Annotated in this window: 15 protein-coding genes and 1 tRNA gene; 3 read left to right on the top strand and 13 right to left on the bottom strand. The window is 76.6% G+C overall.

All coding sequences use genetic code 11. The annotated features are described in order from the left end of the window. Positions 1-129: 129 nt before the first annotated feature. Positions 130-765 (bottom strand): CDP-alcohol phosphatidyltransferase family protein, encoded by a 636-nt coding sequence (locus FHN55_RS21350; RefSeq protein ID WP_139714428.1) that lies wholly within the window; start codon positions 763-765, stop codon positions 130-132. Between the two features lie 24 nt (positions 766-789). Then, on the bottom strand, positions 790-1,419 hold the full coding sequence (locus tag FHN55_RS21345) for a TetR/AcrR family transcriptional regulator (protein ID WP_139714427.1): 630 nt from the start codon (positions 1,417-1,419) through the stop codon (positions 790-792). A 78-nt stretch (positions 1,420-1,497) separates the two neighbouring features. Between FHN55_RS21345 and FHN55_RS21340 the strand changes: the two genes are divergently transcribed. After that, the gene (locus FHN55_RS21340) at positions 1,498-1,890 is read left to right on the top strand and encodes a DUF1304 domain-containing protein (RefSeq protein WP_139714426.1); all 393 of its coding nucleotides are present in this window, start codon (positions 1,498-1,500) and stop codon (positions 1,888-1,890) included. A 37-nt stretch (positions 1,891-1,927) separates the two neighbouring features. Beyond that, positions 1,928-2,974 (top strand): NADP-dependent oxidoreductase, encoded by a 1,047-nt coding sequence (locus FHN55_RS21335; protein ID WP_139714425.1) that lies wholly within the window; start codon positions 1,928-1,930, stop codon positions 2,972-2,974. Positions 2,975-3,047: 73 nt separating this feature from the next. On the opposite strand, the gene FHN55_RS21330 is transcribed toward FHN55_RS21335, so the two are convergent. From FHN55_RS21330 to FHN55_RS21315, 4 genes are all read right to left on the bottom strand, one after another. Beyond that, positions 3,048-3,121 (bottom strand) — tRNA-Pro (locus FHN55_RS21330). Positions 3,122-3,167: 46 nt separating this feature from the next. Then, a complete protein-coding gene (locus FHN55_RS21325; protein ID WP_180357999.1) occupies positions 3,168-4,445 on the bottom strand; it encodes a tyrosine-type recombinase/integrase in 1,278 nt (425 codons plus the stop codon). Positions 4,446-4,593: 148 nt separating this feature from the next. Next, positions 4,594-6,030 (bottom strand): ribosome biogenesis GTPase Der, encoded by a 1,437-nt coding sequence (der, locus tag FHN55_RS21320; protein ID WP_139714423.1) that lies wholly within the window; start codon positions 6,028-6,030, stop codon positions 4,594-4,596. Next, on the bottom strand, positions 6,027-6,830 hold the full coding sequence (locus FHN55_RS21315; RefSeq protein WP_139714422.1) for a d(CMP) kinase: 804 nt from the start codon (positions 6,828-6,830) through the stop codon (positions 6,027-6,029). Before FHN55_RS21315 ends, der begins: the two co-directional genes overlap by 4 nt. 51 nt (positions 6,831-6,881) lie before the next feature. Here FHN55_RS21315 and FHN55_RS21310 point away from each other — a divergent pair, with 51 nt between their 5' ends. After that, positions 6,882-7,724, top strand: a complete 843-nt coding sequence (locus tag FHN55_RS21310) for an inositol monophosphatase family protein (protein ID WP_139714421.1) — start codon at positions 6,882-6,884, stop codon at positions 7,722-7,724. A 195-nt stretch (positions 7,725-7,919) separates the two neighbouring features. On the opposite strand, the gene FHN55_RS21305 is transcribed toward FHN55_RS21310, so the two are convergent. The 7 genes from FHN55_RS21305 to FHN55_RS21275 form a co-directional block, all read right to left on the bottom strand. Beyond that, complete coding sequence (locus FHN55_RS21305) at positions 7,920-9,098, bottom strand: prephenate dehydrogenase (protein ID WP_139714420.1); 1,179 nt, start codon at positions 9,096-9,098, stop codon at positions 7,920-7,922. Then, the gene (aroH, locus tag FHN55_RS21300; protein WP_139714419.1) at positions 9,095-9,502 is read right to left on the bottom strand and encodes a chorismate mutase; all 408 of its coding nucleotides are present in this window, start codon (positions 9,500-9,502) and stop codon (positions 9,095-9,097) included. Before aroH ends, FHN55_RS21305 begins: the two co-directional genes overlap by 4 nt. Further along, positions 9,502-10,503: a pseudouridine synthase gene (locus tag FHN55_RS21295; RefSeq protein ID WP_139714418.1), complete on the bottom strand. Its 1,002-nt coding sequence runs from the start codon at positions 10,501-10,503 to the stop codon at positions 9,502-9,504. The genes aroH and FHN55_RS21295 overlap by 1 nt, the downstream gene beginning before the upstream one ends. Before the next feature lie 25 nt (positions 10,504-10,528). After that, on the bottom strand, positions 10,529-11,131 hold the full coding sequence (scpB, locus tag FHN55_RS21290) for an SMC-Scp complex subunit ScpB (RefSeq protein ID WP_218974906.1): 603 nt from the start codon (positions 11,129-11,131) through the stop codon (positions 10,529-10,531). After that, positions 11,128-12,159 (bottom strand): ScpA family protein, encoded by a 1,032-nt coding sequence (locus FHN55_RS21285; RefSeq protein WP_257571185.1) that lies wholly within the window; start codon positions 12,157-12,159, stop codon positions 11,128-11,130. The genes scpB and FHN55_RS21285 overlap by 4 nt, the downstream gene beginning before the upstream one ends. A gap of 3 nt (positions 12,160-12,162) precedes the next feature. Then, positions 12,163-13,050, bottom strand: a complete 888-nt coding sequence (locus tag FHN55_RS21280; RefSeq protein WP_139714417.1) for a ParA family protein — start codon at positions 13,048-13,050, stop codon at positions 12,163-12,165. Between the two features lie 128 nt (positions 13,051-13,178). Continuing rightward, positions 13,179-13,642, bottom strand: a 464-nt coding sequence (locus tag FHN55_RS21275; RefSeq protein WP_180358000.1) for a tyrosine-type recombinase/integrase, incomplete at its 5' end; no start/stop codon positions are given.

Below are 13,642 nucleotides of genomic sequence, written 5' to 3'. Positions count from 1 at the left end.
CGGCGGCCTCGGCGCGCCGGCGCTGCGCGGCGGCGGCGTACCCGGGGTCGAGGGGACGCTCGAGCACCTCGACCAGCAGCGTCATCGACGCGTCGGGGCGGGGGCGGCGCGCGGGGGCCGGCGGGGCGCTCACGAGGGGGCTCCGGCGGCCGTCGTCGCGTGCCGCCGGGCGCGCACCAGAGCGCGCACCTGGGCGGCGTAGCGCAGGCCCGCCCACCAGTACAGGGCGGTCCCCCACAGGGCGAAGGCCCACCCCAGGGGGCGGGCGACGGCCCCGACCGGACCTCCCACCGACGACAGCAGGATGAGCGGGAAGGCGTACAGCAGCGCGAAGGTCGCGGCCTTGCCGAGGTCGCTGACGGGGAGCGGCCCGTGGCCCAGGCGCGCCAGGGGCGGTCCCAGCGCGAGGATGAGCAGGTCCCGGCCGACGATGACCGCCACCAGCCACCACGGGACGAGGTCGCGCAGGGCCATCCCGAGCAGCGTCGCAAGGATGAAGAGGCGGTCGGCGGCCGGGTCGAGCACCTGCCCGAGGCGGGTGACCTGCTGCCAGCTGCGGGCCAGCCGCCCGTCGAGCCAGTCGCTGGCGCCGGAGACGGCCAGCACCGCGAGCGCCCACAGGTCGTGGCCGGTCAGGATCAGGGCGGCGAAGACGGGCACGAGGGCCAGCCGCAGGGCCGAGAGGGCGTTCGGGAGGGTGAGCACGGCGTCGCTGGGGTGCTCGGCGGTGCCCACCGGCCCAGCGGTCCTCACGCGCCCCAGCATCGCAGCCCCGTGCGACGGCCCGCCTCAGCCCCGGGGATGGTCGTCCTCGCCGGGACGGCGCGGGCGGGCGGCGGCGAGAGCGGTGCGCAGGCTGTCGCCCGCGGCGCCCGGGTCGACGCGGACCAGGGCGAGGGCGGCGACGACGAGGGCGGTGACGGACTCGGCCAGCTGGCCGCGGGCGTCGTCGGCGAGGTCGGGGCGGGCGGCGGCGAGGCCGTCGGCGACGGCGGCGCGCAGCTCGCGGCGGTAGGCGGCGACGACGGCGCGGACGGCCTCGTCCTGGCCGATCGGTGCGGTGCCGGCGTTGAGGAGCAGGCAGCCGTGGACCGCGTCGTCGCCGTCACCGGCGTCGAGGGCGTGGGGGGTGGTGAGCGCCGCGTGCAGCCGCTCGAGGTAGGTGGCCAGGGCGCCCGGGGCGACGGGGGGCTCTTGCAGCGGGCGCAGGCGCGGGCGGACCACCTCGTCGAGGTAGCTGGCCAGGGCGGCGTCGTAGAGGCCGCGCTTGCTGCCGAAGGCGTGGTAGAGGCTGGAGCGGCCCAGGCCGGTGGCGCGCTCCAGGTCGGGCACGGAGGCCTGCTCGAAGCCGTGCCGCCAGAAGACGCGGCGCGCGGCGCGCACGGCGGCGGCCTCCTCGAAGCCCGCTGGTCGGCCCACGGCCGCCTCCCCCCGGTCCGGCGCTGCTCGCCGGTGCGGCGCGCAGGCTTTCTGCAACGAGCGTTACAGTACTTGTCCGTGGTCACCGCCGGGCTCGTCCTCATCAGCGCCGCCGCTCTCCTGCACGTGTGGATCTTCGTGCTCGAGTCGCTGGCGTGGACCAGCCCGCGAGCGCTCGCCACCTTCGGGCTGACGCGCGAGCAGGCCGAGGCCACGCGGCAGGTGGCGTTCAACCAGGGCTTCTACAACCTCTTCCTCGCCGTCGCGGCGGCGGCGGGCGTCGTCGTGCTCGGCTCCGGCGGCCCGCAGGGCGTCGGCGCGGCGCTGGCGCTGACCGGCGCGCTGTCGATGGCGGCCGCGGGCCTGGTGCTCGCCGCCTCCGACCGCAGCAAGCTGCGCGCGGCGCTCGTCCAGGCGGTGCCGCCGCTGCTCGGCGCCGCCGCTCTGGCCGTCGGCCTGGCTGCCCGTTGAACGTCCCCCCCCCCCGGCCCCTCCAGGAGGTCCCCGCATGACCAGCACGACCAGCACGACCACCAGCCGCCAGTGGCAGCTGGTGTCCCGCCCCGTGGGCGAGCCCCAGCCCTCCGACGTCCGCCTCGTCGAGGTGCCCCTGCCCGACCTCGGGCCGGGTCAGGTGCGCGTGGCCAACGAGTTCGTCTCGGTGGACCCCTACATGCGGGGCCGCATGAACGACACCAGGAGCTACGTGCCGCCGTTCGGCCTGGGCGAGTCGATGACCGGCGGCGCTGTCGGGCGCGTGGTGGCCTCCACCGCCGAGCAGCTGCCGGTGGGCACCCTCGTGGTGCACCAGCTCGGCTGGCGCGACGTCGCCCAGGGCGACGCCGCCGGGTTCCGCCCCGTGCCCGAGGTCGAGCGCGACGGCGCCGCGGTGCCGTCCTCGGTGCACCTGGGGATCCTGGGGCTCACCGGGCAGACCGCGTACGCGGGGCTGACCGCGATCGGGCACCTGCAGCCCGGCGAGACCGTGGTCGTCTCCGGCGCCGCCGGTGCGGTGGGCACGGCCGTCGGCCAGGTGGCGCGGCTGCTCGGCGCCTCCCGCGTGGTCGGCTCGGCCGGCGGACCGGCCAAGGTGGCCCGGCTGCGCGAGCGGTTCGGCTTCGACGCGGCGCTCGACTACAAGGCCGCGCCCGTGCGCGAGCAGCTGCCCGCGCTGGTGCCGGACGGGGTGGACGTCTACTTCGACAACGTGGGCGGTGACCACCTGCAGGCGGCTCTGGACGTCATGAACCGCGGCGGGCGCCTGGTGCTGTGCGGCGCGATCTCCGGGTACAACGCGTCGCCGTCGCAGCCGGGTCCTGCCGGGCCCGACAACCTGGCCAACGCCATCACCCGCAGCCTCACGCTGCAGGGGTTCACCCTGGGCGACGTCGCCTCCCTGCTGCCCGAGGCCACCGCGAAGCTGGCCGAGTGGTTCGCCGCAGGGCAGCTGCAGCACGAGGAGACCGTGGTGGACGGCGTGGAGAACACCTTCGAGGCGTTCGGCTCGATGATGCGCGGCGGCAACACGGGGAAGATGGTCGTCCGCGTCGGCTGACCGGAGACCCCCGGCGCTGGACCCGGCGAGACGACGAAGGCCCTGGTGAGCGGTGCTCACCAGGGCCTGTCGGTCGGGCTGACAGGATTTGAACCTGCGACCCCGTGACCCCCAGTCACGTGCGCTACCAAGCTGCGCCACAGCCCGTGATCCCTCGGGACCGTGGAACACCTTACAGGTCCTCCGCCGGGGCTCAGCCGCGAGGTGGCGCCTCCTGCCCCAGTGCCGCGTCGAGGACCGCGACCGCGTCGGCCTCGCGCCCGACGGGACGCACGTAGCCCCTGGTGGACCGCTCGTCGCGGTGGCCGAGCCGTTCGGCGATCGTCTCCCCGCTCACCCCACCGCTGTTGAGCCAGGACGCGTGCACGTGCCGCGTGTGCCGCGCCAGCGGGCGGAGGTCGAGGCCTGCGGACCGCACGGCTGCCTCCCACAGACCGCTCCACCCCTGGTGGCTGACGGCCCCGATCCCGGGCACCCCGGAGGACGCCGCCGAGTCCACCGGCGCCTCAGCCCCCGCCACCGGGCTCCGGCGGGGCGCGAGATCGCCGCGCTGGGCCTCCCGCCGCACCCGCCTCCTCCGGGCGGAGTACTCGGAGATGGCCTGGCGGCAGCACGCGTCGCGGCACCTGCCGGTCACGTAGCCGTTCACGGTGCCGTGCTGGTACTCCTTCCCGTTGGGCCCGGTGAAGGTGCCGAGACCGGCCAGCCGCTCCCGGGTCAGCGGCTCGGTGTGGACCTTCCGCGGGAAGGACCTGCCGGACGGGCCCGGGAGGACGAGCCGCGCAGGGAAGACCAGCTCACCAGCGCCCACCCCGCCCTCGTCGCACCAGGCCGCCAGCCGGCGGCAGAAGTCCTCACCCACGGGCACCGACCGCGGCTCGCCGTTCTTCGTCGACGGCCGCAGGACGAAGCGCTGACCGTCTGCCGAGAACCGGCGGCCCGGCTCGGACAGGCACCGGCGCACCAGCAGCTCACCACGACCCACGTCGTGGCGCTGCAGCGCCAGGGCCTCCCCGATCCGCAGACCGCTGCGCACCAGCAGGTCCGCCAGGAGCCGGGCGCCGGCCGTGGGGAGGCCCTCGCGGACGCGGAGGTACTCACCAGGGGTGAGCACGCGCTCGACGACGACCTCGGCGTGCGGCGCGGAGACGCCCTCGGTCGGCAGGACGCCGATGACGCACTGCGCCTGCGCGTAGCGGCACGCGGCGCCCAGGACCGTCCTCGACAGCCGTACGAGCGAGCTGCTGCTGCCCCGTGCCCGCAGTCCGTCGAGCAGGCGCACCACGTCCTCGCGGGTGACGCCGGCCACCGGGACGTCCCCCAGCGAGGGAGCGACGTGGCGCCGGTAGACGCCGTCGTAGACCGACATCGTCTTGGGGTCGACCGTCGCGCCGGCGACGTAGCCCTCCCAGGCGCGGTTGACGGTGAGGGGCTCCGCGGCGCCCCCGCCCGGACGGGTGTTCGTCTCCATGCAGCCGATCATGTCGCTGACCACCGACGACGCGGCCGTGACGCGGACCGGGGAGGACGACGGCACGGACGGCGGGGGCGGCCGGCCGCACCTGGCAGCCGACCGCCCTCGTCGTCGTCCTGAGCCCTGCGCGGCAGGGACCCGGGGCTCAGCGGCGGCGCTTCTCCCGCACGCGCACGCTGACCTCCACCGGGGAGCCCTCGAAACCGAACTGCTCGCGCAGCCGCCGCTCCAGGAACCGCCGGTACTGGGCCTCGAGGAACCCGGAGGCGAACAGCACGAACCGCGGCGGCCGGGTGGAGGCCTGGGTCCCGAAGAGGATGCGCGGCTGCTTGCCGCCCCGCAGGGGGTGCGGGTGGGCCTGCACGACCTCGGACAGGAACTGGTTCAGGCGCCCCGTCGGCACGCGGGTGTCCCAGCTGTCCAGCGCCACGTCGAGCGCCGGCACGAGCCGGTCCACGTGCCGCCCCGTGCGCGCGGAGATGTTCACCCGCGGCGCCCACGCCACCTGGGCGAGGTCGGTCTCGATCTCGCGCTCGAGGTAGTGGCGGCGCTCCTCGTCGGTGAGGTCCCACTTGTTGAACGCCAGCACCAGCGCCCGCCCGGACTCCACGACGGTGGTGATGATGCGGGTGTCCTGCTCGGTGAGGCGCTCGGAGGCCTCCAGCAGCACCACGGCCACCTCGGCGCGCTCCAGGGCCGCCTGCGTGCGCAGCGAGGCGTAGTAGTCGGCGCCGGAGGTCTGGTGCACGCGGCGGCGGATGCCGGCGGTGTCCACGAAGCGCCACTCGCGCCCGCCCAGCTCCACCAGCTCGTCCACCGGGTCCCGGGTGGTGCCGGCGGTGCTGTCGACGACGACGCGCTCGGACCCGACCAGCTTGTTGAGCAGGCTCGACTTGCCGACGTTCGGCCGGCCCAGCAGCGCCACGCGGCGCGGTCCGCCAGCGGTCTCGCGCTCCCCCACCAGCTGGTCGGGGACGGCGGCGAGCACCCGGTCGAGCAGGTCGCCGGAGCCGCGCCCGTGCAGCGCGGACACCGGGAACGGCTCCCCGAGGCCGAGCGACCACAGCGCGGCGGCGTCGGCCTCGGTGCGCTCGTCGTCGACCTTGTTGGCCGCCAGCACCACGGGCTTGCCCGAGCGGCGGATGAGCTTGACCACGGCCTCGTCCGTACCGGTGGCCCCCACCGAGGCGTCGACCACGAAGACGACGACGTCGGCCAGCTCGATCGCGATCTCGGCCTGCTCGGCCACGCGGGCGTCCAGCCCGTGGACGTCGACCTCCCAGCCGCCGGTGTCGACGACGACGAAGGGCCTGCCCGCCCACTCGGTGGTGTAGCGGACGCGGTCGCGGGTGACGCCCGGGACGTCCTGCACGACCGCCTCGCGACGACCGAGCACGCGGTTGACCAGGGTCGACTTGCCCACGTTGGGCCGCCCGATGATCGCGACGACGGGCAGGACGCCCTCGTCCTCGCCGCCGTGGTCGTCGTGCTCGCCGTCGAGGACGGCGAGGTCGTCGTCGGAGAGCTCGTAGTCCTCCAGCCCGACGCGCAGCGCGCGGGTCGGGTCCAGCTCCTCGCTCATGCGCGGGCTCCTGCGGTCTCGGGTGCGGTCGCGAGCGGGTCGGCGGGCAGGGCGGCGGTCGCGAGCGCCAGCAGCGCCTGGACGCCCTCCTCGAGGGTGCCGGAGTTGTCCAGCACGGTCACGCCGTCGGCGGCCTCGCTGAAGGCGGCGACGGTGGAGTCGTCGCGGTCGCGCCGGACCACCTCGTCGCGGGTGCGGTCCACGGCGGCGGCGTCGGAGGTGCCGTGCAGCTCCAGCGCGCGGCGCGCCAGGCGGCGCTGCTCGTCCACCACCACGAGCACGCGCACGGCGGCGTTGGGCGCCACCACGGTGGTCAGGTCGCGGCCCTCGGCGACGACGCCGCGCTCGGCGGCCTGCGCGGAGATCGCGGCGCGCTGGCGGGCGATGAGCTCCGCGCGCACCTCGAGGTTGGTGGCCACCACGCTGACGGCCGAGGAGATGCGGCTCTCCCGGATCGCGGCCGTCACGTCGGTGCCGCGCACGACCACGTAGGGGCGCTCCGGGTCGGTGCCCACGCGCAGGTCGAGGCCGCGCGCGAGGCTGCTGACGGCCTCGTCGACGCCGCGGTCGCGCTCGCCGGCCGGCCCGGACGACGACGAGGCTCCCGCCAGGTCGAAGCCGTCCTCCAGCGCCGCCCAGCACACCGCGCGGTAGTAGGCGCCGGTGTCGAGGTAGCCCGCCCCGAGCGCTGCCGCGGTGCGGCGGCACAGCGTGGACTTGCCGGATCCGGAGGGTCCGTCGACGGCGACGACGAGCCCGCGGGCGCGCGGCGAGGTGGGGTGTCCGGGTGGGGCGTGCACCCCCCGAGGGTAGTGGCCGGTCGCGACGCTCCTGGTCACTAGCCTGGTCGCGTGGCCACCGCACCCAGCTCCGCCTCCACCCCCGACGAGGCCGCGCAGGCCCTCGAGTTCGTGGCGGCCCTCGTCACGCGCCTGGGCGAGGAGGCCACCCGCCGCCAGGCCGGGGCCGTGGAGCAGCGCAAGCCCGCCGCCGCGCTGACCGGCTCCGTGGTCACCGACGTCGACCTCGACACCGAGCGGGCCGTCGACGAGGCCCTGCGCGAGCGCTTCCCGGCCGACGGGATCATCGGCGAGGAGGGCGCCGACCGGCCCCCCGCGGACCCCGAGCACGGCCGCACCTGGGTGGTCGACCCCATCGACGGCACCCTCAACTACGCCCGCCGCCTGGGCCCGTGGTCGGTGGTCGCCTCCGCCTGGCGCGGCCCGCGCGAGCGCCCGCAGGCGGAGTCGGTGGCCGTCTGGACCGGCGGCCACCTCTACACCGCGGTGGCCGGCCAGGGCGCGTTCGTGCGCGTCGGCGGCCCGGACGCCGAGCCCCGGCGGCTGCACCTGGAGGGCCCGGCCGAGACCGGCGGCGTCGTGCGTGCGGGCGCCGGTGTGCTGGGGGCCGTCAAGGAGGCCGGCTGGCTGGCCAAGGTGGTGGAGAGCTCGGCCGCCGAGGTGGTCTCTATCGCCGACGGCCGCGTCATGGGGACGCTCCGCCTCGGGGGCGACCGCCGGGACCTGCACGGACCGGCGCTGCTGGTCGCCGAGGCCGGTGGTGCGGTGGTGCCGCTGGACGGCGAGCCGCTGTCCGGCGTGAGCCGCTCCCTCGTGCTCGCCCACCCCGGTGCCGTCGACGACCTCGTGGCCCTCGCCACGGCGAACCTGCCCGTCGAGGGTCCCGCCGACTGACGCGCGGGCCTCGCGGGCCGGGGCAGCCCGGCGCCCCGGCGCCCTCGCCCGCGAGTGACCTCGGTCAGTCCCGGTGGGGCGGTGCTGGCGCGACGCCTCCGCACCTGACCGCGGTCAGGTGCGGAGGTGACCGCGGTCGCGTGCGGTCAGGTGCGGTCGGCACGCCGCGACCGCTCCGGCCGGGGGCGGGTCGGCTCAGTCGAGCAGGGCCCAGCCGAGGTCGCGCAGCGCGGCCTCCAGCACCGTGCGGGCCGCGGGCAGCACCGACACCTCCGCCAGGCCCACGGGCTGGCCCGGGGAGTGCTCGATGCGCAGGTCCTCGAGGTTGACGCCGGCAGCACCGACGTCGTGCAGCAGGCGCGCCAGCTCGCCCGGGGCGTCGGGCACCAGCGCCGTCACCACCGCGTAGGCGGTGGGCGGTGCGCCGTGCTTGCCCGGCACGCGGGCGCGCCCGGCGCCGCCGTCGGCGATGAGCCGGGCCACGGCGGCCAGCGCCCCGGGGCTGTTCGCGGCCGCGTCGTGACGGTCCTGGGCGTCCTCCCCGGCGTCGGCGAGCTGCTCCAGGGCGGCCAGCACGGCGTCGAGGTCGGCGCGCAGGTCGCGCAGCACCGCCGCCACCGGCCCGGCGTTCGCCCCGAGGATCTGCACCCACAGCGCCGGGTCGGACTCGGCGATGCGCGTGACGTCGCGCAGCCCCTGCCCGGCCAGCTCGACCGCGGGCTCGGGCGCCTCGCGCAGCCGCGCCGCCACCAGCGAGGCCGCCACCTGCGGCACGTGGGAGACCAGCGCCACGGCCTCGTCGTGGTCGCCGGCCTCCATGACCACGGGCACGCCGCCGAGGTCGTCGGCGAGGTCGCGCACGGCGGCCACCGCGGTGGAGGACGACGACGGCGTGGGGCACAGCACCCACGGCCTGCCCGCGAAGAGCGTGCCGCGGGCCGCGACCGCTCCGGAGCGCTCCCGCCCGGCCAGGGGGTGGCTGCCCACGTACCGCGCCAGGGCCCGCTCGCCGGCCGCACCGGCCAGGCCGTGGGCGCCGTCGGCCAGCAGGCGGCGCAGCTCGGACAGCACGGTGAGCTTGACGCTGGCGACGTCGGTGACCACCGCGTCCGGCCAGCACGCCAGCTGCTCCGCCACCACGGCGGCCGTGACGTCCGGTGGGGAGGCGACGACGACGAGCACCGGCGGCGCGTCGTCCGGCTGGCGCAGCCGCCCGGCGCCGAGGTCGCGGGCCAGGGCGGCGGCGGTCGGCGAGGGGTCGGCGAGGGTCGTCTCGACACCGCGGGCGCGCAGCGCGAGCGCGGCGCTGGTGCCCAGCAGGCCGGTGCCGACCACGTGGACGGGTCCGCGCGTGCGCGCGTGGAGCGTGGTCACTGGGCGATGTCCCGGCGCAGTGCGACGGCGCCGCGCAGGTACACGTGCTGGACCTCGCTGCGCGCCAGGGCGGTCTCCGCGAGCGCCATGAGGCGCACCACGCGGGGCATGGCGCCGACGACGTCCACCTCGACGGCGCACATGAGCGGCACGTCGCCCAGGCCCAGCTCTCGCGCGGCCACGGCCGGGAACTCGCTGGTCAGGTCGGGGGTGCAGGTGAACATGATGCTGACGAGGTCGTCGGTGGACAGGCCGTTGGCCTCCAGGACGCCCGTGACCAGCTCGCGCGTGCTGGCGAGCAGGTGCTCGCGCTCGTCGGCGTCCAGCTGCACCGCCCCCCGCACGGCCCGGACCGACCTCGCGGCCGGCGCCGCCCCTGCGGCTGCGGAGGCGTCGAGCACCATCAGCGCCCGCCCTGCTGACCGCGCTGCTGCCGGCGCTGCTGGGCGGCGCCGCGCGCCTTGGCGGCCTTCGCGGCGCGGGTCGACTTCGAGGACGCCGCGGTGCGCCGCGAGGCCCCGGTGACCATCTGGATGCCGCGGCGGTCGGGCGCCTTGGCCACCGGCCGCTGGCCCTTGGGCCGCGGGGTGCGCGCCCCCGGCTGCGAGCCCGGCCCGGCGCTGCGCAGCGTCGAGACCTCCTCGCGGGTCAGCGCGCGGGTCACGCCGGGGCGCAGGTCGCCCAGCTGGATCGGGCCGATGGCGGTGCGGGCCAGGCGGATGACGGGGTAGCCGACCTCCTCGAGCATGCGGCGCACCACGTGCTTGCGGCCCTCGTGCAGGACGATCTCCACGAACGCCTTGCCGGGGGCGGAGTCGACCAGGCGGAAGGAGTCGGCCTTGGCGAGCCCGTCCTCCAGCTCCACGCCGTCGCGCAGGCGCTTGCCGATGCCGCGCTCCACGGGGCCGTGGATCTCCGCGACGTAGGTGCGGGGCACCTCGAAGGAGGGGTGCTGCAGCCGGTGCGCGAGGTCGCCGTCGTTGGTGAGCAGGATGAGGCCCTCGGTGTCGACGTCGAGGCGGCCCACGTGGAAGAGCCTCACGCCCTGCTCGGTGCGGTCGTCGAGGATGTCCGCCAGCGTCAGGCGGCCCTCGGGGTCGGACATGGCCGACAGGTACCCGCGGGGCTTGTTCATGGCCAGGTAGACCTTGGTGGTGTCGAGCTGCAGCAGCATCCCGTCCACCTCGACCTGCGCGGTGGCCGGGTCGACGCGGACGCCGAGCTCGGTGACCACCTCGCCGTCCACGCGCACCCGCCCGCGGGCGATGAGCTCCTCGCAGGCCCGGCGCGAGCCCATGCCGGCCCCGGCCAGCACCTTCTGCAGGCGCACGCCGTCGGGGTCGTGCACGTCGTGCCCGGCCTGCCCGGACTGCCGGCCGTGCTGCTGGTCCCGCTGCTGGCTCACTGCTGCTCTCCTGCTCCGCCGCGTCTCACGGCCCGTCGTCGAGGGCGTCGAGGAGCGCGTCGATCTCCGTGTCGTCCGGCAGGTGCGGCGCCAGCGGAGGGAGGTCCTCGAGGCTGTCGACCCCGATCTTCTCCAGGAAGGCCGTGGTCGTCCGGTACAGGGTCCCACCCCCGGGACCCTCCTTGCCCGCCTCGGTCACCAGGCCGCGCGTGAGCAGGGTCCGCACCACCGAGTCGACGTCCACGCCGCGCACCGCCGCGACCCGGGCGCGGGTCACCGGCTGGGTGTAGGCGATCACCGCGAGGGTCTCCAGCGCGGCCTTGGACAGCCGCGCCGAGGCGGCCTCACCGGTGAAGCGGGCCACGAGGTGCGCGGCGTCCGGGCGGCTCCAGATCCGCCAGCCCCCCGCGGCAGCCCGCAGCTCGAAGCCCCGCTGCTGCTCGCGGTAGGAGTCCGCCAGCGCCGCCAGCTCCCTGCCGACCTCCTCGGCGGGGACGCCGAGCCCGTCGGCGAGGTCGTCGGTGGAGACGGGCGCGTCCACCACCATGAGCACCGCCTCGAGCGCCGCGCGCAGCCCCCCGGGGAGCGCGGCCGCGTCGTCGTCGTGGTCCTGGTCGGGGCCGCTCACGCGGCGTCCACGGGGCTGCCCGTGAGGTCGACGACGCCGCGCCAGCGCACCAGCAGCGGGTGGGCGGGGTCGGCCTGGTCCAGGTCGAGCTCCCCGCGCCGGTAGAGCTCGAGCACCGCGAGGAACCTCCCCACCACGTGGACGACGCTGCCCCGCTCGTCGGCGACGAGCTCGGCGAAGCCGACGGGCTCCGCCCCGCGCTCGGCGAACCGCGCCACGAGCCGCTCGCGCAGCAGCGCCACCTGCTCGGGCACGCTGACGGTGGGGGCGTGCAGGTGCTCGACGTCGACCCGGGCCGGCAGCCCGCGCCCGCCCCGGACGGGGGCGGCGATGGCCGCGGCGGCCAGGGCCGCCAGCTGGTCCGGCGTGGTGGCGAGCACCAGCTCGGGCAGCGCGCGCTCCACGAGCGGGTCGGCGGCCCCGGTGCCCCCCGGGCGGGGCGAGCGCAGCGCGCCCTCGGCCAGGCGGTCGGCCAGCAGCGCGGCCACCTGCGCGTAGGCCCGGTGCTGCAGCAGCCGGGCGAAGAGCAGGTCGCGGGCCTCCACCAGCGCCAGGCCCTCGGCGTCGAGCTCGTCGGTCTCGTCGGTGGGCAGCAGCCGCGCCACCTTGAGGTCGAGCAGCGTGGCGGCCACCACGAGGAAGCCGCTGGCCTGCCCGAGCGCGGCGACCTCGGCCTTCGCCGTGGCGCGGGCGCCGCTGCCCGGGCCGTCGTCGTCGGGGTCCTCCGCGGCACCGGCGGCGTCGACGGCGGCGAGCATCCGCCGCAGGTGGGCGATGAACTCGTCGGTGACGGCGGCCAGCGCCACCTCGGTGATCTCCAGGCGGCGCCGGGAGATCAGGCCCAGGAGCAGGTCGAACGGGCCGCTGAAGTTCTCCAGGTGGACGTCGAAGGCGGGGGCGTCGCGGTCGGTGAGGACGCCACCCGGCACCGCTGCGGGCACCGCTGCGGACGCCGCCGGCGGGGCCGGTGCGGCTGCCGGCGCGGGGGCGGACTCCGAGGCGCCGGCAGCGCGGGGCGCCGGGAGCACGGGTCAGGCCGCGGCGCCGCGCGCGACCAGCTCGCGCGCGAGGCGGCGGTAGGACTCCGCGCCGGAGTGCTCGGGGGCGTACGTGGTGATCGGCTCACCGGCGACGGAGGCGTCGGGGAACTTCACGGTGCGGCCGATGACGGTGTCGAACAGCGTGGAGCCGAACGCCTCCACCACGCGGGCGATGACCTCGCGGGAGTGCAGCGTGCGGGCGTCGTACATGGTGGCGAGGATCCCGTCGATGGCCAGGGCGGGGTTGAGCCGGTCCTGCACCTTCTCGATGGTCTCCACCAGCAGCGCCACGCCGCGCAGGGCGAAGAACTCGCACTCCAGCGGGATGAGCACGCCGTGCGCCGCGGTGAGGGCGTTGACGGTGAGCAGGCCGAGGGAGGGCTGGCAGTCGACGAGGACGACGTCGTAGTCGTCGGTGCCGGTGCGCAGCGCCCGCGACAGCGCCTGCTCGCGCGCCACCTCACCGACCAGCTGCACCTCGGCGGCGGACAGGTCGATGTTGGCGGGCAGGATGTCCACCCCCGGCAGCCGGGTGGGGACGACGACGTCGGCCACCGTCGCGCGGCGGTCCATGAGGAGCGTGTAGACGCTGTGCTGCAGCTCGTGCGGGTTGACGCCCAGGCCCACGGAGAGCGCGCCCTGGGGGTCGAAGTCGACGAGGAGCACCTTGCGGCCGTACTCCGCGAGCGCCGCGCCCAGGTTGATGGTGGTGGTGGTCTTGCCCACCCCGCCCTTCTGGTTGCACATGGCGATGATGCGGGCGGGACCGTGGCCGGACAGCGCCGGCGGGACGGGGAAGTCGACCAGGGGACGGCCCGTGGGACCGAGCAGACCCTGCTGGGCGCCGGTGGCGCTGCGGGCCTGCAGGTCGCTCGTCATGGGTGGTGAGACTACCCCAGAGGCCTGCTCCGGACGGGTGAGCGAGGGCCGTCGACGGGGCGCGGCGCGACGGCGCCGCGACCGTCGGTGACGGGTCAGCCCGGCGCCAGCCCAGGGTCGGCCCAGCGTCAGCCCAGGGCTCGCGGGTGCGAGGCGGCGTAGACCTCGCGCAGGGCGTCGGCGGTGACCATCGTGTAGATCTGCGTGGTCGTCACGCTGGCGTGGCCGAGCAGCTCCTGCACCACGCGCACGTCGGCGCCGCCCTCGAGCAGGTGGGTGGCGAAGGAGTGCCGCAGGGTGTGCGGGGTGACGGGGTGGTCGGGGCTGCCGACGCCGGCGCGCTCGGCGGCGGTGCGCAGCACGGCCCAGGCGCTCTGGCGGGACAGGCGGGCGCCGCGGCTGTTGAGGAACACCGCCCCGGCCGACGCCCGGTCCTCGGGGGTCCCGGCGGCGGCGAGGGCCGGCCGGGCGCGCACGAGGTAGGCGGACAGGGCCTGCACGGCGTAGGAGCCCAGCGGCACCACGCGCTCCTTGCCGCCCTTGCCGCGCAGGCGGAGCAGCGCGGACCTGCCCCCGCCGTCGGGGTCGGCGG

The organism is Streptomyces sp. NP160 (genome assembly GCF_006335115.1).
In the GTDB taxonomy this organism is placed as follows: domain Bacteria; phylum Actinomycetota; class Actinomycetes; order Actinomycetales; family Quadrisphaeraceae; genus Quadrisphaera.
This window is presented reverse-complemented; position numbering and strand designations above follow the sequence as displayed.

Coding starts and splice junctions, on each gene's coding strand:
- FHN55_RS21335 (WP_139714425.1), top strand. CDS start 1,928: ATGACCAGCACGACCAGCACGACCACCAGCCGCCAGTGGCAGCTGGTG.
- der (WP_139714423.1), bottom strand. CDS start 6,030: ATGAGCGAGGAGCTGGACCCGACCCGCGCGCTGCGCGTCGGGCTGGAG.
- aroH (WP_139714419.1), bottom strand. CDS start 9,502: ATGGTGCTCGACGCCTCCGCAGCCGCAGGGGCGGCGCCGGCCGCGAGG.
- FHN55_RS21280 (WP_139714417.1), bottom strand. CDS start 13,050: ATGACGAGCGACCTGCAGGCCCGCAGCGCCACCGGCGCCCAGCAGGGT.
- FHN55_RS21350 (WP_139714428.1), bottom strand. CDS start 765: ATGCTGGGGCGCGTGAGGACCGCTGGGCCGGTGGGCACCGCCGAGCAC.
- FHN55_RS21325 (WP_180357999.1), bottom strand. CDS start 4,445: ATGGAGACGAACACCCGTCCGGGCGGGGGCGCCGCGGAGCCCCTCACC.